This window comes from Paenibacillus sp. 79R4 (genome assembly GCF_013393165.1).
Classification (GTDB): domain Bacteria; phylum Bacillota; class Bacilli; order Paenibacillales; family Paenibacillaceae; genus Fontibacillus.
This window is the reverse complement of the sequence record NZ_QJOT01000009.1, coordinates 184,149-204,579: the sequence shown is the minus strand read 5'-3', so window position 1 is coordinate 204,579 and position 20,431 is coordinate 184,149. Positions and strand designations below refer to the sequence as shown.

General features: G+C 48.0%; 17 protein-coding genes and 1 tRNA gene. 4 read left to right on the top strand and 14 right to left on the bottom strand.

Annotated features, from left to right (window positions below; all coding sequences use genetic code 11):
- Positions 1–42: 42 nt before the first annotated feature.
- From DMN77_RS14995 to DMN77_RS14940, 12 genes are all read right to left on the bottom strand, one after another.
- Positions 43–810, bottom strand: coding sequence for an SDR family NAD(P)-dependent oxidoreductase (locus tag DMN77_RS14995; RefSeq protein ID WP_179015562.1), 768 nt, complete (start codon positions 808–810; stop codon positions 43–45).
- Complete coding sequence (locus tag DMN77_RS14990; RefSeq protein WP_179015561.1) at positions 807–2,663, bottom strand: sensor histidine kinase; 1,857 nt, start codon at positions 2,661–2,663, stop codon at positions 807–809. Before DMN77_RS14990 ends, DMN77_RS14995 begins: the two co-directional genes overlap by 4 nt.
- Positions 2,663–3,700 (bottom strand): response regulator transcription factor, encoded by a 1,038-nt coding sequence (locus DMN77_RS14985; RefSeq protein ID WP_179015560.1) that lies wholly within the window; start codon positions 3,698–3,700, stop codon positions 2,663–2,665. Before DMN77_RS14985 ends, DMN77_RS14990 begins: the two co-directional genes overlap by 1 nt.
- 77 nt (positions 3,701–3,777) lie before the next feature.
- Positions 3,778–5,352: an extracellular solute-binding protein gene (locus DMN77_RS14980; protein WP_372775975.1), complete on the bottom strand. Its 1,575-nt coding sequence runs from the start codon at positions 5,350–5,352 to the stop codon at positions 3,778–3,780.
- Between the two features lie 164 nt (positions 5,353–5,516).
- Complete coding sequence (locus DMN77_RS14975; RefSeq protein ID WP_068778156.1) at positions 5,517–6,398, bottom strand: carbohydrate ABC transporter permease; 882 nt, start codon at positions 6,396–6,398, stop codon at positions 5,517–5,519.
- Between the two features lie 17 nt (positions 6,399–6,415).
- Positions 6,416–7,342, bottom strand: a complete 927-nt coding sequence (locus DMN77_RS14970) for an ABC transporter permease (protein ID WP_068778185.1) — start codon at positions 7,340–7,342, stop codon at positions 6,416–6,418.
- 1,790 nt (positions 7,343–9,132) lie between these two features.
- Positions 9,133–10,443, bottom strand: a complete 1,311-nt coding sequence (locus DMN77_RS14965) for an MFS transporter (RefSeq protein ID WP_179015559.1) — start codon at positions 10,441–10,443, stop codon at positions 9,133–9,135.
- Positions 10,444–10,503: 60 nt separating this feature from the next.
- Positions 10,504–11,661, bottom strand: a complete 1,158-nt coding sequence (locus DMN77_RS14960; protein WP_179015558.1) for a winged helix-turn-helix domain-containing protein — start codon at positions 11,659–11,661, stop codon at positions 10,504–10,506.
- Between the two features lie 180 nt (positions 11,662–11,841).
- Positions 11,842–13,425, bottom strand: coding sequence for a multicopper oxidase family protein (locus tag DMN77_RS14955; protein ID WP_179015557.1), 1,584 nt, complete (start codon positions 13,423–13,425; stop codon positions 11,842–11,844).
- Between the two features lie 120 nt (positions 13,426–13,545).
- Entirely contained in the window at positions 13,546–14,424 is an 879-nt protein-coding gene (locus tag DMN77_RS14950; protein WP_068778160.1) for a M15 family metallopeptidase, read from the bottom strand.
- Positions 14,425–14,534: 110 nt separating this feature from the next.
- Positions 14,535–15,644, bottom strand: a complete 1,110-nt coding sequence (locus DMN77_RS14945; RefSeq protein WP_179015556.1) for a HAMP domain-containing sensor histidine kinase — start codon at positions 15,642–15,644, stop codon at positions 14,535–14,537.
- Positions 15,637–16,332, bottom strand: a complete 696-nt coding sequence (locus tag DMN77_RS14940) for a response regulator transcription factor (RefSeq protein WP_068778162.1) — start codon at positions 16,330–16,332, stop codon at positions 15,637–15,639. Before DMN77_RS14940 ends, DMN77_RS14945 begins: the two co-directional genes overlap by 8 nt.
- Before the next feature lie 227 nt (positions 16,333–16,559).
- On the opposite strand from DMN77_RS14940, the gene DMN77_RS14935 reads away from it, so the two are divergent.
- From DMN77_RS14935 to DMN77_RS14920, 4 genes are all read left to right on the top strand, one after another.
- The gene (locus DMN77_RS14935) at positions 16,560–16,760 is read left to right on the top strand and encodes a DUF6199 family natural product biosynthesis protein (RefSeq protein WP_068778163.1); all 201 of its coding nucleotides are present in this window, start codon (positions 16,560–16,562) and stop codon (positions 16,758–16,760) included.
- Between the two features lie 84 nt (positions 16,761–16,844).
- The gene (locus DMN77_RS14930) at positions 16,845–17,327 is read left to right on the top strand and encodes a glutathione peroxidase (protein ID WP_068778164.1); all 483 of its coding nucleotides are present in this window, start codon (positions 16,845–16,847) and stop codon (positions 17,325–17,327) included.
- A 57-nt stretch (positions 17,328–17,384) separates the two neighbouring features.
- A tRNA-Gly gene (locus DMN77_RS14925) sits at positions 17,385–17,458 on the top strand.
- Positions 17,459–17,612: 154 nt separating this feature from the next.
- The gene (locus DMN77_RS14920) at positions 17,613–18,290 is read left to right on the top strand and encodes a phosphatase PAP2 family protein (protein WP_179015555.1); all 678 of its coding nucleotides are present in this window, start codon (positions 17,613–17,615) and stop codon (positions 18,288–18,290) included.
- 60 nt (positions 18,291–18,350) lie between these two features.
- Here DMN77_RS14920 and DMN77_RS14915 read toward each other — a convergent pair whose 3' ends face one another.
- Positions 18,351–19,292 carry an ROK family protein gene (locus DMN77_RS14915; protein ID WP_179015554.1) on the bottom strand — a complete coding sequence of 314 codons (942 nt, stop codon included), beginning with the start codon at positions 19,290–19,292 and terminating at the stop codon, positions 18,351–18,353.
- A gap of 100 nt (positions 19,293–19,392) precedes the next feature.
- A complete protein-coding gene (locus DMN77_RS14910) occupies positions 19,393–20,073 on the bottom strand; it encodes an N-acetylmannosamine-6-phosphate 2-epimerase (protein ID WP_179015553.1) in 681 nt (226 codons plus the stop codon).
- Positions 20,074–20,431: the final 358 nt, after the last annotated feature.

The following is a 20,431-nucleotide window of genomic DNA, read 5'->3' as shown; positions in this document are numbered from 1 at the left end:
ATTTCACCTGGCTGCCTTCATCCGTACAAATGAGTTCAACAGCTAGCGCATAAATAATCCACCATTAACCTCGATCGTCTCTCCTGTCAGATAATCGGATAGGGATGAAGCCAGATACAAGGCTGCATTCGCCACATCCTGAGGCGCTCCTTCCCGGCCAAGCGGAATTTTCGCCACGGTTGCCTCTCTCCCCTGATCGGAGGTATGCGTAGCATGAAACGCCGTCCGTCCGATAAATCCCGGCGAGATACAATTCACTTGAATGCCGTTCGGAGCAAGCCCTTTAGCCAGGCCTTTGGCATAAGCCATGACCGCAGCTTTACTCGCTGCATAGATCGAGGCTCCGGGACCACCCCCGTCATGCGCTGCTACCGAGGTCAAATGAATGATTTTCCCTGCGCCCTTGGACTGCATCCCTGAAATCACAAGCTTGCTCATGAACACGCAGGACTTGAAATTCACATCCATGACGCGGCTATAATGCTCCTCGGTCATCTCACCATTTAATATGCGCTTGATCAAATCTCCGGCATTGTTTACTAGAATATCTACCGTTCCGCCAAGCCGCTCCTGTGCCTCATAAACCAAAGAGGTCATATCCTCTAGCTTTGTCAAATCGGCATAACATGCCACCGCGCGGCCGCCGGCCTGAATAATGCTCGCGGCTGCGGCCTCGGCCTCCTCTTTGCCCTTGCGATAATGCACAGCAACAGCCGCTCCCGACGCGGCCAGCGTCTCAGCTATCTGCCGTCCGATTCCGGCACTTGCGCCGGTGACCAAAGCGATTTTCCCTTGCAACTGAATCATCATCCCGTACCCTCCTCATATCTGCAGACGATGCTGCCATCCGATGGCAGCGACATTATAATCTTCGTTCCCTGACCTATGAGACTATCGATTGATAAGCCATACGTCTCCCCATATACCATCTGAATCCGGCGATGCACATTCATCAGCCCCAGTCCGCCTTGATGATACGTCGTCTGCGAATCAGCTTCGGCCAACTGGTTCAAGCGCAGCTTCTCCCTGACCGCATGCAGCTGATCCACGGATATCCCTACCCCGTTATCAGCTACGGCCAGGATGAAGCGATCTCCTTCCGTATATCCGCGAATCCCGATGAAGTGATGTTTTTGAATTCCGTTCGGGAAAGCGTGCTGAAACACATTTTCGATCAACGGCTGTAAGGTGAGGCGCACCATTTTATGAAGCAGCAGATGGGGCGGTATATCTACCTCCAGCTCAAATTGCCTCTGCGTGCGATACTGTAAAATTTTCATATAATTCAGCACATGCTTCAGCTCATCAACGACCGTGATCTCCGTCAGACTCGTCTGAATGGCATAACGCAGCATCGACGCCATGGCCTCGACCATCTCCATAATCTCCTCGGAGTCCTGTACTACCGCATAGCATTTAATCGTTTCCAGCGTGTTGTAGAGAAAATGGGGATTAATTTGCAGCTGCAGCGCCTGGAATTCCGCCTTATGCTGCTCCAAGGCGATCCGCTGCACGCTCAGCTCAGCTTTCTGGGATTTTAGCTCGGCTTCATAGACCTGCTCGATCATATCCGACAGCCGGGTCAGCATTTTGTTATAGTTGTGAATCAAATAACCGAACTCATCCTCACGATCGCCTGGATCGATCGTTTGCCATTCCCCCTTTTCCATCAGACGCATATTTCGTACCAGCTTCCTCAGCGGCTGCACCAGCGACTTGCCAAATCGACCGGCGATCCAAAGCGCAACGAGCAGGGTGACCGCCCCGGCAATAACGGTCGTATAGCGAATATTCATAATCGGCTGGCGCAGTTCGCTGACCGGTACGGATATGACCATACGCCAATCGGCGGCCTGCAGCTGCTGCGAGACGTACATCCGATTCTGTCCGCCAATCCGCTCGGTAAAGGTATCCTCTCCCGCCAACAGTCTTTGTTTAATCACTTCGTCCATATATTCATCGGCCTCTACCTGATGTGGTTTGTCAACGAAGTTCCCCTTCGCATCAATAATGAAGGAATAACCTTGCTCCCCCAGATCCATCTGGCCCCACAGCTTGGAGATCTCCCGCGTATTCAGCTTCATGCCGAGGATTCCCCTCGGCTTATGCGATACGATGCCGCGTACCCGCCGCACAAAGGTAATATACTGCTCATCCTCCGGGGCAACTGACGCCGAATTAATAAGCGCTCCCATGCCATTTTCCGGGAGACTTTGTTCTATCAACTCATAATAGGATTTATAATCCTTCACTTCGCTCTGGATCATATCTTTGGTTGTGATCGCTTTGCCATCCTGATTAATGATATAGATCAGCTCGATCTGCGGGTACACTATAAAAGCCGAATCGAAAACTTCGCTCTGGATTTTCTGCGACAGCTCGTAATATTGATAGCCATCGTCCGGGTCCATCTCCATGAACTTCAGGACATCGCTGCTCGATAGAATCGTCTTGCTGGCATTATCAAACGTCTGCAAATATAGGTCCGTGTGATAGGCCGCATGAGTGATCATTTGTGACAGATACCGTTCGAGCTGACGATCCAGAAGCTTGGAGGATTGGAAATAGGTAATGGTGCCGACCACCGATAAAGAGACAACGATCAGAATCATGAAATAACCGAAAATACGGTTGGATATGCTTCTGCGAAAAAAACGCGGCATCAGATTCCCAGCTTCTGACGATATTCCGAAGGTGAGATGCCTTCGTATTTTTTGAAGGTCTTGGTGAAGTTGGAGTGATCGGCATACCCAACCGCATAGGAAATATCCGTAATTCGATACCGCTCTTCGCCCAGCATTCGCTTGGCATGCTCCATTCGCCGTTTTGTCCGGTACTGTACGAAGGTCTCGCCGGTCATCTGTTTGAACATGACGCTGAAATAATTCGGATGAAGCCCAAGCAGCTCGGCAGCCTCCTCCAGGGATATTTCACTGCCCAGATTTTGCTCGATATATTTCTTCACTTCTTCAATCGGGTCTTTTAGCTTCCCCTTCCGCCGTTTCTGTAAAAAGCATACGGTTTCCCGGATTCCATCGACAAAATAGCGATAGGCCGTGGGGAACAACATACCTTGCTCAGGTTTGAACGGAGGCAGCAGAATGTTTACATCCCGGGCCTTTAATTTCTTCTCCAGCAGGGCGTGGAGCTCTGCCAGCATCTTGGTCCGCTCCGCATCCGGCCATTGATAGGAGCCCATTTCCTGTTCCCGGATTCGCAGAAGCTCCTCCACTCGTTCCTGGTTCAAATAATAAACCGCTTGCTCCATCTCCTGGATCCATTCATCGGCTTTGGCAACAGACAGATACGAAGAAGCGGTCTTGGCGGCTTCCGATCGCTGTACAAGCTTGCGCAGCGTATCCTGCAAATCTCGCTTACTGATTGGTTTAAGCAAATATTCCTTGACCCCGTAACTGATGCAGGTCTGCGCATACGTAAAATCACCGTAACCCGAGATGACCACCGTCTGAATCGGTACATTCATCTCCTCAATCTGTGCGCACAATGCCAGACCATCCATCACCGGCATCCGGATATCGGTAAACACAAAATCGGGGAGCTCCTCCTGAATCGCGGCAAGCGCCTCCTCACCGTTCGCGGCCTGGCGGATCGAAGCGATATCTATCCCGGACTGCTGCAAAAATACCGTCAACCCTTTTAGAATCATAGGTTCATCGTCCACAATCAGAATTCGGTACATGCTTAAGTAGCAGCTCCTTTCGATTTCGGATTTTGCTTAGCAGTTAGCCAGATAACCGTCTGCGAGGCGATTCACGTCTACTTTCTCGGCAGGAATACACCTTCTTTGGACTGATAACGGTCATTCGCTTCCTTAAGGACGTCATTTCCCCCTTTGGACTTCCATTCCTCAATAACTTTAGGCCAATTCTCGATCGGCTCCTGGCCGTACACCATCTTCACCATATGGGTAATGAGCAATGGCGGAGGTGTATCGGATAGCGGTGTAATATCCGGATTCTTCTTTAACGCTTCTAGCCGCGGATCGAATTCAATTCCGTCCCGGCCCTCATTAGCCAGCGTGTTGTCGAACACGCTCATCAGATTTCTGCCTTCCTCCGTCAGGCTTAATGAGCCTTTATTGTAGGTTGTATCTTGGACCATCCACAGAAATGCCTGGCGATAACGCTCTTCGTCAACGGCCTGAACATCGGTGGGCTGTTTATAATTAATTTTGTCTCCATCCATCGTGTAATCTTCCCCTTCAACTCCGAAGGTGAAGAACTGCTCGGCTTCATCGGATACCATCCAATCGAAGAACTGAATAATCTTCTCCGGATGCTCATATTTCGCGTTAATAAAGTAGGAGCGGGCCACATCGCCATAAAGATAATATCCGCCCTTGCCGTCCGGTCCGACCGGAGAAGCGATGATGGCAAGCTCGGCCTCCGGCACACTCTCCTTCAGCTGCGTCTGCCACTGGATCAGCTCATTGGCATTCATGGACCAAATGCCCGCTTTACCGGCCAGGATCGTATTCTTGAATGTCGTCGGATTAATGGTGGCGAACTCCTTATTGATCAGCCCTTCGTCAAACATCGTTTTATAAGTAGATAGCGCTTTCATCATATTGTCTGCGTCGAGGAATTTCGGCTGTATCTTGCCATCTACCTCCTCAAACTGACTCAGATACGGAAACACATCATAAGCTCCGAAAAACGTATCGGCATATTTGAAATCCTGCCGTCCCATATACGGATTTTCCACCCCCAAATCCTTGAAGGCGCGCATTACATTCAAATAATCGTCCACCGTCTCGGGTACAGGCAATCCCGTCTTGTCGAGCAGATCCTTACGGATCCATGTAGCGCGGCGGGAAGGGTTGCCCAGCCACTCCGGGATACCATAGATTTTACCTTGATAGCTCATCCGATTCCATGCTTCTTGCGGAATTTTCTTAAGCAGATTCGGACCGTACTCCTTCAGAAGATCGTCCAGCGGCATAAAAACCCCCGCCTCCACAGAGCCGGCCATTTCTTTCCCGGTCGTGCCGCCCCCACCCTGCACTACGTCCGGAATATCATTGGTGGCGAACATCTGCGCCATCTTCTGCTCATATTCCTTATGCGGCACGAGGCGGATGTCCATATCGGTATTGGTTAGCTCCTCCAGCCGTTTCACCCATTTATCCGCATTGATGTCCGGCGATTGCTCCACATACCCGAAATTAAGCGTCCGCAGCGATATTGAGAATTTCGTCACCGCTTCCCCCGATTCGCCCTGCTGCTCGGCAGTTCCCGGAGCCTGCTCCTTCGCTTCCTCTTTCCCCCCGCATCCTGCCAATAAGCTGATGGCGAACATACAGGTTAACATCAAGCTTGCCCACTTCTTCAAACCGATCCCCTCTTTCCCGATAATTGAATTTACATTTGCGGGTAGCTTCATTTTGTAAGAAAATTGTATCCTTAAAATTCTAGCAAGCGTGAGGTTGCTACTTCATGTTTACCTGTCATTTTTTAAGATTATAGAAAATGAGAGTTTATAAAGTCCAGCACAAATCATGCTTTTACCGCTCCTATTGTAAGCCCTTTCACAAAATGCCTTTGCAAAAATGGGTAGATCATAATGATCGGCAGCGTCGCGATAATGATCGTGGCCATCTTGATTCCCTCAGGCGAGGTATGGGCCAGGTCGCTGAATTGCGAGGCTCCCGGATCAATGCTGATGTCATCCGTCTCGAACATCCGCTTCAGCTTGACCTGCAGCGGCCACCATTTGGGCTGATCAATATAGTAGAGCGCCCCCATATAAGCATTCCAATGGCTGACCGCATAGAAGATGCCAAGCGAAGCCATCACCGGCTTGGACAACGGCGTCACCATGCGGATCATGATGCCCAGCTCGCCGCAGCCGTCGATTCGTGCGGAGTCGATAATTTCCGGCGGCAGCTGCTTGAAGAAAGAATGCATGACGAAGAAGTTAAAGGCGCTGATCGCGCCGGGAAGAATTAATGCCCATGGCGTATTCATTAAATGTAGATTTTTGATTAGCAGGAAGTTCGGAATCAACGGTGCGCTGAATATCATCGTCACCAGGACCATGAGTACAATCACCCTTCGGCCCACATATTCCTGCCGCGATACCGGATAAGCCAGCGTCGCTGTGGCGATCAGATTGATCATCGTACCAACTATAGTCACGAACACCGATACTCCAAACGCCCGCCAGATTGAGGCATCATTGAATACATAATCGTAATTGATCAGGGTGAACTCTATTGGCCAGAAGCTGACCTTCCCCTCGGTAATGGCGCTGGATGAGCTGAACGACTGGGCGAGGACATTCAGAAACGGCAGAAACATCATCAGCCCGATCAGAGTCAAGAACAGGATATTCAATATATTGAATAGTTTATAGCTTGTTGACAATTTCGGATGCATTCTGTTCTCCCTCCCTATCAATACAGGCTCTCGCCCGTCGTTTTCCGGCTGAAGAAGTTCCCGGTCATTACCAGCGTCAGTCCCACAAGCGACTTGAAAATGCCCACTGCTGTCGTATAGCTATACTGCTGCGATAGAAGCCCCGCCCGGTAAATATAAGTATCCAGAATTTCCCCACTTTCGGTATTCAGCGCATTCAGGAACACCCATACCCGTTCAAACCCGAAGTCGAGAAATTTCCCGATATGAAGCAAAAATAAAATCATGATTGTCGGCAGCAGTGCTGGCAGGGTAATTCTTAGCGTTTGCTTCCAGCGGTTGGCCCCGTCGATCTGCGCTGCTTCATACAGTTCCGGATTGATCCCCGCCAAGGCTGCTAAATATAGAATGGTGCCATAGCCGGTATCGCGCCAAACTCCGGATCCGATAAGGACGCCGCGGATATATTTATTGTCTCCGAGAAAATATAGAGGATCGAGACCAAACCAGCCCAGCAGCTGATTTAAAATTCCCGTTGCCGGCGATAAAATCGCTACTGACATACCGGCGATGACTACCCAAGAGAGAAAATGCGGCATATATACCACGGTTTGTACCACTCGTTTGAACATCACCAGCCGCAGCTCATTAAGCAGGAGCGCCAAAATAATCGGTGCGGGAAAAGCAAAAACGAGATCATATAACCCGATCAGCACCGTATTTTTTAAAATCCGCAAAAAATCATAATGCCTGAACATTTCGGCAAAATGAGCAAACCCCACCCACTCGCTGCCGCCGAAGCCTTTGAAAATGTTATATTCCTGGAATGCAATGATTGAGCCGCCCAGCGGAATATATTTGAAGATCAGAAAATAAAGGATGCTGGGAATGGAAATCAGATAAAGCGCCTTATACTTCCATATCAAGCGCCATGTGCTGCCTTCCTTGCCTGGTCTGGGCGCCATGCCCGCGGGCAATCTTGCCGCTGTGTCCATTTTGTTATGCATCACTAGTCTTCTTTGCCTCCTTTCTGGCTTTTCTTAATAGTACTGCCGAGAAGGGCGACACTGCATGGTGTCATATGCTGTGGTCTGGTGATTTTTTAAGGTGTTTTTTTGCACGCCCAATCGTTGTTCATAACATGTGGTCAACCGACGCCGTCATGCAGCGAAGCACCGCGCGCTGGGAGCTGCGCGCGGTGCGGAAAGAAAAACGCCGCAGGACCGATTGGCCCTGCAGCGCAGAGAGGTTGATCATTGATGGATCATTGGTGAATCATTGGTGAATCATTGGCAAATCCAGCCGAAACACGACTCTAACGAAACACCATATCGCTATTTCCCCTAAATGGAGCCGATAAAAAATTTAACGAAACTGGGGATCGTTATTTAGGTCAAATTGGGGGTTTGAGACGGGATTTCTCTTAAATAACGCTCTGTAGTTTCGTTAGATCTAGATTGCTGCTGTTTTGAGGGAAATAGCGTTCTGTAGTTTCGTTAGATTCATATTGCCGCTGGTTTTCATTCTGCACAGCAATCTACGGCTATGTTAACGTTACTGACGGAAAAACGCCGCAGGACCGATTGGCCCTGCAGCGCAGATAGGTTGATCATTGATGGATCATTGGTGAATCATTGGCAAATCCAGCCGAAACACGACTCTAACGAAACACCATATCGCTATTTCCCCTAAATTGAGCCCCAAAAAACTTTAACGAAACTGGGGATCGTTATTTAGGTCAAATCGGGGGTCTGAGACGGGATTTCTCTTAAATAACGCTCTGTAGTTTCGTTAGATCTAAATTGCTGCTGTTTTGAGGGAAATAGCGTTCTGTAGTTTCGTTAGATTCATATTGCCGCTGGTTTTCATTCTGCACAGCAATCTACGGCTATGTTAACGTTACTGACGGAAAAACGCTGCAAGACCGATTGGCCTTGTAGCGCAGAGAGGTTGATCATTGATGGATCACTGGTGAATCATTGGCAAATCCAGCCGAAACACTACTCTAACGAAACACTATATCGCTATTTCCCCTAAATTGGGCCCAAAAAAATTTTAACGAAACTGGGGATCGTTATTTAGGTCAAATTGGGGGTTTGAGACGGGATTTCTCTTAAATAACAATCTGTAGTTTCGTTAGATCTAGATTGCTGCTGTTTTGAGGGAAATAGCGTTCTGTAGTTTCGTTAGAATCCATTGCCGCTGTTTTGACGGAATAACATTCTGCATGGCGATCTGCGGTTATGGTAATTTCAAATTGTTGCTGTTACTGACGAAATAGCGTTCTGTAGTTTCGTTAGAATCCATTGCCACTGTTTTGACGGAATAACATTCTGCGTGGCGATCTGGGGTTATAGTAAATTCAGGCTTCTGCTGTTACTGACGAAATAGCGTTCTGTAGTTTCGTTAGATTCAATTGACACTGGTTTTGACGGAATAGCATTTTGCGTGGCGATCTGGGGTTATAGTAAATTCAGGCTTCTGCTGTTACTGACGAGATAGCGTTCTGTAGTTTCGTTAGATTCATATTGCCACTGGTTTTGGCGAAAAAACATTCTGCACAGCGATCCGAGATTATGATAAATTCAAGTTCATACTGTTACTGACGAGATAGCGTTCTGTAATTTCGTCAGATTCAATGGCCGCTGTTAACGGACCGAGCAACAATCCGCGTTTCCGTTAAACATTGAATGACCAGACTGACTCCTCTTAAAGCAGGCTTTATTCAGAGCGATTCATCCTCTTTGAACCCCGGTTAACCGGATACCTCGCCTATCTCCTGCCGCTGGACGGACTGAAGCTCTACTGGCCACAAAACCCGCCGCATAGCCAAACTTATAATGCCGATGAGGAGGATCACCAGCCCTAACCAGAAAAACACACTGCTGACTCCCATGTTGCGAATCAATAAACCGCCGATTAAAGGCGCACCGATCATCAGTGTGCTGGTGGACATGTTTTGAATGCCAAAAATCCGGCCGGTCATGCCCTCAGGTGTTTCCTTCTGCAGCAGATAATTATAAGTTACGATACAAAGCCCGTTGCCGATACCAATTACAAAACCCAGTATAATACTCCATATCTCCTGCGAGCCTGCGGTCAGCAGCCCCATGCTTCCAAGGGCACCCCCGATCAGTGCAGCCCCTCCTCCGATGCCAAGCCCATAGCTCACTTTGCCAAGTCGGTTCAGCAGCAAAATGGTAATAAACGCTCCAACTCCGGTAGCTGCCAGCACCCAGCCCAGCAGGGATTCGTTATAGGGAGCAATCTCCCGGTACAATGTTGGAAATTGAAAATCAACCATCAGAATGATCAGCATGATAAGCAGATTCACAATAAAGCTGCTATAAAGAGCCCGGGTCTTGACGATCGCCGCCCAACCCTGCTTCCATAATGAGATAAATCCTGGCTTATCCCCTTCATTAGACCCTGTTTTTTCAGCTTTCTCGTACTTCTCGGCCTGATCGTTTTGGTCGATATGCCGCAATGTGAACAGCAGTATACAAGAGACTAAGCGCGTCACAGCATTCACCAGAATGCATAATTGCGGTGAGATCACCGTCAAGGCTACCGCCCCAAGAAGCGGGCCGATAATTTTGGAGAATTGATTGACAAGCCCATTGTACGAAGTCGCCTTGAGCAGTTGATCCTCTCTGACAACCTGTCGCGTTAACGCCTGATGCGCAGGAACACGGAACACTCCCATGGTGGCCCGAAGTGCAAGCAAAGGCAGCAGCCAGTACATACCGGGGGCAAAGAGCAGCGATATGGTAAGCAGCGCCTCGGCTGCATCGGCCAGCATCATGAGATTAACCTTCTTCCACCGGTCAGCGATGACGCCGGCAAATGAACCGAACAGAATTCCAGGAAGCGCGAGCATTACCGGGATCAGAGCGATCATGAGCGGATCAGCGCGCCAGCGGAATGCGACCAGAATCTCAATGGCAAAGGCATCAAACCAGTCGCCAAAGGATGAAATAGCATAAGCCGAGTACATTTTTGTAAAGATGCGATTGCGCCAGACAGAGGCCTGCGAGCCGATTGAGACAGATGTTGCTGTAGACATGTATAATTCCTCCGCTATCAAGATTTAAATCCACTCTAACGGAGAAATATCAGAGGAATATCAGACAGCATCCAATATCCGTTCGATCATCTGCTCGATGGGTCGCTTATGTACTGTGAGTTTATAGGTCCTTCCCAATTCATCATATCGGGCTTGGAATACCTTAAGCAGTTTGGCATCCGTATATGTCGTCTGTAAAAAATGATGCATGCCTACGACCACCCCGATAAGCAACGGGATATTATGCGCGGTCTCAGCCGCTTTCAGACCGTACTCCAAGGCGGCTACGGCCTCTTGGCGCCGATCCTGAAGAAGCAGCAATCTGCCTTTCAAGCTGTAGTAAGCTCCGATTTCCCGCAAATAAGGGGTCTGCACCAGCATTTCTTCAATCTGCGATGAGCAGCGTTCCGCCTCGGCGATATGGCCTGCGTGCAAATGAATTTGCATCTCCGATGTTGCAATATGAATTTTGAAAATATCCAGTTCGCCATTTTCTTCTTCTACAGCGCGATATGCCTCCTGCACACGCCGCAGATCCTCTTCGACCCGTCCGTTTCTGGCATATAGGCCAAGAATATTTAGTATTTTCAGCTCCCGATGCATTTCAAATGGCAATATCTCTAAATCAATGGTCCGTTCATAATAATCCAAGCATTTTTCCGGTTCGAGGTAAAAAACACAATAAAAATTCAACAGCCAATATAGTTTTCCACAGTCTTCAACGTCGCTCGCCAGGAACCAGTCCAGATCTGCCCGAACAAACTTCAGGAACATTTGGTGCATGGGATCGATACTCACGCCAAGCATTTCCTGCTGATTGACAAGGGCCTGCATCGATTGGCTCTGCCCCAGTCTGAGATAAGTGTCGAGCAGTTGTCCAATCTGCTGCTTAACTCCGTTATCTGTCAAGGAGGGGACTGCAAGTCCCGGCGATTCTTCAAGCGTAAGCCGGTATCCCAGCCCTCGAACCGTATGGAGCTGCACCTTCCCACTCCATGCCTTCAGTTTTTTACGGAGCCGGTATACATGATCATCCACGGTGCGTTCCCCCGGATATTCCATCGGCCACACCTGATCGAGCAGCTGTTCCCGGCTGAAGAGCTGACCGCGATTCCGGTACAGAAACTGCAGCAGCGCATACTCTTTTGCCAGTAGATGAATGTTCTCCGCTTGAAAGCTGACGGAATAATCACGAGGGTCAAATTCAAGCGCGGCCATCCAGCTCCTCCTCCTTTCTTTCTCAGTACAAGATCGTCTCATATTCTTCTTATTCCTATTAAAGCACGTTTAAGAAACGTCCCTCAACCTACAGTGCGAATTTATAGCCTCCTGCAAAGACAAAAAAACCGCTCGTACCTCAAGCACAAGCGGCGTTCCATCCATTCAGATCATATTGCTTTATTCCGGTTTATTATCTACATTCGGATCAGGTGTGTATCCGCTCTGATAACCGTTATACTTCAGATCAGTCATCATTCCCGCCGAAGCATGGTGCAGATCATGACAGTGGAACATCCAGTCCCCTGGGTTATCCGCCTCAAAGGCAACTACATATTTCTCGCCCGGCTTCACATTTAAAGTATCCTTGATCACGGGAGCTCCTTCAAGCGGCTGCCCATTTTTGCTAAGCACTTGAAAGAAGTGGCCATGCAAATGCATCGGATGATCGTCTTTTGAGGATTGGTTGATAAAAGTGACCTTGACCTTCCCCCCTCTATCGACCCGGATCGGGTCAGTATCAGGAAATACTTTGCCATTAATGGTATAGACCATCTCGCCATCCTTCATCTCCGTATTTAACTTCAGTAAAACCTCCTGATCAAAGGATTGATCCAGAGAGAAGCGAGTCTCCGCTTGTTTACCGTACTTAAGCAGATCGAATTGAGGCAATTCCTCTGAGGCATTAGAGGCGTCTGTCTGCTTATTCTCCGCGCCCTCATAAGCGATGACCGCTCTCATATTCAACATTCGAGCTTCATTACCGTGCTCCTCCAGCAGCCAGTTCCCCGGATTGTTCGCAGTAAATTCAAGGTCATATCTCTCACCCGGAGCAATTGCAATTCCTTGATCGGTAATCACCGCTGGGCTGTTCACAGGTTGTCCATCAGAGGCGACAATCTTAAACTCATGGCCGTGCAGATGCATCGTATGTGTCAGATAACCGGCATTGATCAAGCGAATTCGAACCCTCTCGCCCTGTTTGACTGTCAGTTTATCAATCGCGTCACCTGTCTTGCCGTTGATGGTATAGAGATCATACATGCTCATGTCATGCCCCATTCCACGCATGTCCCCCATATCCATTTGACTGTGATCCATGCCTTCCATATCGCCCATATCCATGCTTCCATGATCCATGCCTTCCATCCCGCCGTTATTCGCGTGGTTTGCATGTTGGCTACCCGGCTCCATGCCGTCAGCGCCCATCCACTCATCCAGTACAAGTGTATAGTCACGGTCGTAAGCTTCGTCTGGCCCCTCCACAATGAACGAGCCGTAGAGTCCTCGATCCAATTGATTAACGCTGTCCTGATGGGAGTGGTACCAATACGTGCCCGGGATCGTGGCCTTGAACTCATAGGTAAAGGTTTTGCCCGGTACAACTGCATCTTGTGTGACCCCAGGGATTCCATCCATTCCATTCGGTACAGGATAACCGTGCCAATGAATAGAGACGGGCTCCTCGAGTTCATTCTGCAGCTTAATCTTGACGTTGTCACCGACCTTCACACGGATTTGTGGACCCGGCACAGAATTGTTAAACGTCCATACCGGCAGAGTTTTATCTGCGGACACCTGCAGATGGCTGGCTTTTGCTGTAATCGTGTACTCCTTGCCGCCGACAACCGGCGTTGCCCTAGTTGAAGTTGACAGACTGGCCACAGGCTGGCTGGCAGTTTCCGTAGCCTCAAACTTGGCACAGCCCACCGCCACGATGCTGATCGCTCCAATCGCCAACCCGATTTTCAATTTATTTTTCATCCTTCCAATCCTCCACTCTGGATATCCTGATAAATGTTACTTTACCCAGAAAATGTGTGGAAATAATGGAGGAAGTTTAACTTTTAATTGTTTATTTTAAATAATTTCAATTTACAATCATTACTCGTGCACCGTCATAATAAGTCCGCCCTCATTATCGCCGGAGAGCTCATACTGCTTACTCCCTGGAAGTTCAACCGTCTTGTTATGGGACTCCGGATAGTAGGTTATCGTATACTTTTTGCCATCGACCTCGGCGGAGATCCTTCCTTCCTCCTGCAAGAAGCTGATATACTCCTCCAATACAAGGCCCTTTTCATACATAATAGCGCTATGAGGCAGGCCAACATAACGAATATGCCACGGCTCATATTCGATACCGGTAATATCGATCTTGTCCTTCGGATAACGCAAAATGAATCCGTATTTCCAAGCGTTCTTCTCAATCCATCGTCCCTCAGCGGCCTCGGACATCTTCGATTGAGTCGATCCAACATCCAGTGATAATCCTAAATTATGCTCACTATTCCCCGCGGGCAAGGCAAACTCCGAACCCATTTCTTCATATAATACGTCCTGCTGCTCGAAATCGCGATAGCCACTGCTGATCAGAAAATGGTTAACTCCATCCTTAGACGCAGCCGCGACCATATCCACAAACCTCTTTGCCACTTCTTCGGACAGACGAATGTTGCGATCATACACCCCGAAACCCTGCATCAAGTCAGGGGAATCGAATAAATTAACAATATCTGTTCTGACACTTTCCTTTCGGACTGCAAATTGCCTATTAACCAGAAGCAGATTTCCTTGATATATTTGGCTTCTTTCAACTTGTATTTGACTCGTGGTCTGAGACACAAGATGCTGGGACGAATCAGAATTATACGTTTGTCTAAGACTTTGGATCTTCACATTATCTTTCAAGACCGGCTCTATTTTAATGAGTAGATAGCATAACCCTAGCATGAATAGTACAACAAATACCCTCTTCTTCATTCTCTGGCTTCCTCCTTGAAATCTGCTTGCCCATTAAGAATAGAAGGAACTTATAAAATAAAGATTAGGGTATTCTTAAAATATTTCTTAAATTTTCCGCATATCCGAAGTTATTCAATCGCTTTACTCTCTAGCGGCAAGCGCACCTCAAACACGGTTCTAGTCAAGCTGCTCTCCGCAGTAATCGTTCCCTGATGCTGGTCCACGATATTTCTGGCGATAAATAAGCCAAGTCCTTTGCTGTCCTCTTGGTGCGAGCGGGCTTTATCTCCATGAAAGAACATATCAAAGAGATGCGGCATATCTTCAGCAGGGATTATATCCCCGTAATTTACAATTTGGACGATAATCGTATCTTCGCTCTCTATATAACCGTTAATATCTACGTACTGGCCGTCCGTTCCGTATCGGCTTGCATTGGTCAGGAGATTCTCAAATACGCGAGCCAGCAAATCTCCATCCCCAATCATAGCAAGCGGTGTAGCAATATTTAGCCGGACCGTTAAATCATTCTTCTCAAAGACGGGATACAATTCCTCACTTAGCTGAATCAGCAGTTCATTAATATTGATCGGCGTCTTCTTAAGCCTCAGCATCCCGTAGTTCATCCGCGTGATTTCGAACAGCTCGTCAATCAGCTTCTCCAGACGTTGGGATTTGGTAAAAGCAATCATTAAGTAATGCCTGACCTGCTCCTGTGTTAACTGCTCTTCCTTCAAGATTAAATCGAGATATCCCAGGACCGATGTGAGCGGTGTACGCAAATCATGCGCCAGGTTGACGACCAGCTGATCCTTGCTGCTCTCCGTGAAATCCCCTCTTTCAACGGCTTGTCTAAGCTGCTCACTGGCTAAATTAATGTCCTCCGCAATAGCTCCTAATTCATCTTGGGTTGAAATCTGGACGCGCTGTTTGAAATCGCCACGGGCAAGATGATTGATCCCCTCGGAAATTTGTCTGAAGTAGATCGAATATGGTCTTGAGAGCAAATAAAAAAATAGAATGGAAAGCGGTATAAAAAGGATCAGGAAAAAGTTGACATCACCGATGCTCCGGATCCATTTACGATAATAGGCCATGGAATCCTCAAGCCGTACGTTATTGCGATAATAAATTTGCAGAATCTTATAGATGGTATAGGTGATGGCTCCAGACAACCCCATGCTGGCCGCAAACAACATCAGCATCTTAGAACGGAAACTGCGTTTGATTCTAGCCATTGAATGAATACCCTACCCCCCATACCGTTTTGATCCACTTGTCTTTTTGCTTATCTTCCATCAGCTTCTTCCGCAGGGTACGAATATGAACCATAACTGTATTACTGCCCTCAAAATAGGCCTCGCCCCATACCTGTTCAAAAATATTTTCCACGCTGAATACCTTTTTCGGGTGACTGGCCAGTAAATACAAAATATCAAATTCCTTCGGTGTGACGACGATATCCTCGCCATATAGGGTTATAGTTCGGCGGTCGACAGAGATCACTAGCCCACCGAATTCAAGCACGGCAGATTGCTCTACCCGGGGCTGGTTCAGCTTCGTGTATCTGCGCAGCTGCGCGTTAGCACGGGCCACCAATTCGATTGGTGTAAACGGCTTCGTCATATAATCATCGGCTCCGATCACCAGACCGTGCACCTTATCGAAATCGGATGTCTTCGCACTTAAAAAGATGATCGGCATGTTGTATTGTTCGCGTACCTGGCGCGTTACCTCATAGCCGTCCAGCTTCGGCATCATGATATCCAATATGAGCAGATCGATCGGCTGCGACTGAATGACCTGCATCGCTTCCAGTCCATTATAGGCTGTGATGACATGGTAGCCTTCCTTCTCCAGATGAATCGAGATCAGATCGGCAATCTCTACCTCGTCATCGGCCACCAGAATCGATATACGTTCCACTATTCCACTCCCTCATCAATTTACATCTCCTACTATTCTCTATGATTTCTCCGGCTTATTCAAGATTAAGGGCTGGCAAGGTCCATTTACATGGCGCATTATACGCGGACACGCAGATGCCTTCTTCCATATCTGAAAATAATCGCTTTTGGAAGCGAACATCCAAAGGACGGTGAATATGATGTAGCAATAGCGCCTATTTACAACACCGCAAAGGTGGAGAAGAAATGAATTGGATAATCGCAGTCCTATGTATCGCTCTGGGGGCCATGTCCGCTCTCTTTCCGGGCTCGGCCTGGTATCTGTCTTACGGATGGAGGTATAGAGATCATGCTCCCAGCCAAGCTGCACTTGTAACTCAGCGCATTGGCGGCATTTTGCTGTCTTTGATCGGCCTTGCCATGATCGCAGTCAGCTGCTCCTCCTAACCTGTCCGCCTCCTATATCATTTTGGCATTCTCAGCTGTATTGGGTTAAACTGACAATAAGATGAAAATATAGGAGGCGCGATCATGAGCATATACGATTATGAGGTACGAACCATTTCCGGCGAAATCACAACCCTGGAGCCTTATCGGGGAAAGGTGCTGTTGATCGTCAATACGGCAAGCGGCTGCGGCCTGACCCCCCATTATCAGGGGCTGCAGGAGCTATACACGGAATACGCGGAAAGAGGCTTTGCTGTTCTGGGATTTCCCTGCAATCAATTTGCTGGACAAGAACCCGGTACAGAAGAAGAAATTAAATCTTTCTGCGAGACTAATTATCAGGTGACCTTCCCGTTATTCAGCAAGATTGATGTAAAAGGCGAGCATGCGCATCCCCTCTATCAATACCTTGTGGAGCATACACCCGAGCCTTACCGTACTGGAGACATCGAATGGAATTTCGTAAAATTTTTGATCGACCGCAGCGGCAATATAATGAAGCAGTACAGCGCCCGCACCGAGCCTGAGGCGATCCGATCTGATATTGAGCAACTGCTGGAGCAATAAGCTGAGCTTCCCCCTTGATCTTCCCGCTGCATAGGATTATAATAAATAATGCTGAATGCGGGTGTAGTTCAATGGTAGAATGCCAGCTTCCCAAGCTTGAGGCGAGGGTTCGATTCCCTTCACCCGCTCCATATTTATACAAGGTTAGGCCTCTGGATGATCCAGGGGCCTTTTGGTTGTTTTTACAATAATATCCTAATAAAAAGGTTGAAGTAAGTAACGGACCGATGTACAATAGGTAGCATGCTTTCTAAGCATACTATCCCACAGAAAGGCTTTGATGATGTGAATAAGTTGATTGAGCGGCTTCCAGAGAAATGGAGAGGCTGGCTGCCTTTGTTGCTCATGCTGATTTTTCCAGTGCTTGGCGCTCTGTACAAACTTGTAAATCGCCCGAAAGCGCAGGTCTACTACCTTGGCACCTCATTTGATCAGGCGACTCCATTCGTTAAGTATTTTGCGCTTCCTTATGGAATCTGGATATTTTTTATCTATGTATGTATTGTTTATTTCTTCTTCAAAGACCGTAAGTCGTATTACCGCTCCTTGCTGCTGTACACGATCTCGGCCTTATCATGTTACGTCATTTACTTAATGTTTCAGACTACGGTGCCCCGGCCAACCATCACCGGAAATGACCCGTTCAGTCTAATTGTAAAATATATCTATAATCGTGATTTGCCGTTTAACTGCTTTCCAAGCATTCATTGCTTCTCCAGTTATATGGTGATGCGGTTGATCTGGACCAGTCCGGCTCGCAACCGTGTAAATACGCTTCTTATCAGCGGCATGTCCTTGATCATTATCGCTTCTACCCTGCTTATCAAGCAGCATGTCCTTGCCGATGCGATCGCAGGTATCGCCCTTGTTGAATTTTATATTCTGGTATTGTTCCGGCTCCCCAGCTTATATCGCAGTCGTTCTTCCAAAGGACAGGTGCATCAGCGCGGGATCAATGCCTAATTGTCAGATACAGAAAAAGCTCTCCGCTATTGGGAGAGCTTTTTGATTCTTTGTATGATTTTAAATAAAATAACCTGCGACAGCTCCAACGACTCCGCCATGATCCCCCAAAGATGCCGCAACAACTTCAATCTCCTCTGCTCTCTCCCTGAACACGGGGAGCAATTGCAGCGATAGCTGATCACGGACGGGCTTCAGCAAGAAGTCTCCTTGACCGGTAATGGCCCCTCCAATGACGATTCCTTCCGGATTAAAGATATGGACCATATTGGCTAACCCTGCCGCAATATAACGCGTATACTGCTCAAGAACGTGCATGGCTGCTTCGCTCCCGCTCTGCGCCAAGGCGAATACCCTTTCCGGCTTATGGATCTCCGCCATTTCCGGCCCGGCCTCCTTCACCAATCTCATCAAGCCTGTTGCAGAAGCATATTGCTCCCAGCAGCCCGTTCTGCCACAATTACACGGATAGCCATCAATGCTAATAACATGATGTCCTATCTCTCCGGCAAACCCGTCGCGCCCCGGATATGGCCGATGATCGATAATCAGACAGCCTCCTATACCTGTACCCAAGGTAATGCAGATGAAATCCTTCCAGCCTCTCCCCGATCCTACCCATGCTTCCCCGAAAGCCATCGCGTTCGCATCATTATCGACCATTACGGACAAGCCGGATAGAGATTGCAGCCGATTGCCAAGCTCCATTCCGGACCATCCCGGCAAATTGGCTGTGGCCCCCATAACGACGCCTGTACGCCTATTAACTTGTCCCGCTGTGCCAATGCCAACACCCGCTACCTTCCAACCCCTGCTGTCGGAATAAAGCGCCATTTCTTTCGTAATTTCAGCAATTCGGCTTAATAATGCCTCTCCGCCTTCATGCGCCTTCGTCGGAAGGCTTAAGTGATGGAGAACCTCTCCCCGGGCATTTACAATTCCTGATTTAATGTTCGTACCGCCAATATCCAAACCGATGGCCACTTCTTCTGTATGCCGCATTCGTTCAGCCTCCATCTCTATCGGTTCATCATACAATGTTGAATGGTGCAAACCCCGCTGTGCATAATATATCAATGGTTTAAATTAATAAGACCTATTATTATCGTATAGCATCGGTGAATTTCTTTGTAATTAATTGTGGTCTGGTAATAGCGCCACCAATGACTACGGCGTAAGCCCCTGCTTGGATACACTGTGATGCCTGCCCAGGAGTATAAATCTTTCCCTCAGCTAACACAGGAATGCCGACTTTCCGGCTGAGATCTGCAACCAACTGAATATCCGGTTCTTCACCCTGCGGGCTATAGTCCGTATAACCAGACAAAGTGGTGGAGATGAGATCGAACCCTAATTTTTCCGCCTCTTCCCCTTCGGCAACGGTGGATACATCTGCCATTAATAAAACCTGATGTTTCTCCCTGATCTTTTCCACGATCTCCGCTAGATTCATACCTCCTGGTCTGGGGCGCAAGGTTGCATCCATAGCTACAATATCTGCTCCGGCCGCGATCACACCTTCGATCTCTTGCAACGTAGGGGTTATGTAAACGTCAGAACCGCTGTAATCTTGCTTCCATAGGCCGATTAGAGGTAAATGACTCACCTGCTTGATGGCCCTGATATCCTGTGGCGTGTTCGCTCTAATTCCTACCGCTTTGCCCATTTCTGCCGCTATAGCAAAACGTGCCATATAGTCGCTACCATAGAAAGGCTCGCCCTCAAGGGCCTGACAGGACACAATAAGCCCCCCCTTAAGAGATTGAATGATGGAATGCAGCATAGTACAACTCTCCTTATACCGATTTTTTCTTTATCTTGGATTGGATTTCAATACTTCTTTAATTTTAGGATATAATCTCCTTTTATAAAATAAATAAAGGTTATTTTCTTCAATTATAGTTGTGTACCTCAGCTTTGTAAACACCTATTCACTGATTCGACTTCCTCATAAATACAAAAAAACCTTGATTTAGGTAAAGAGCGCCGAAAGAGCAAACTTTTGTTCAACTGGATAACCTATATGTTTGACAGCCATAATCGTGCCCACGAGCCACACACCATGCACAAAAAAAGAGTGAGAACGATTTTAGGGGAATACGTACGCCCCCCAGAGACTCTCACCCAAAGAATGCTGAAAA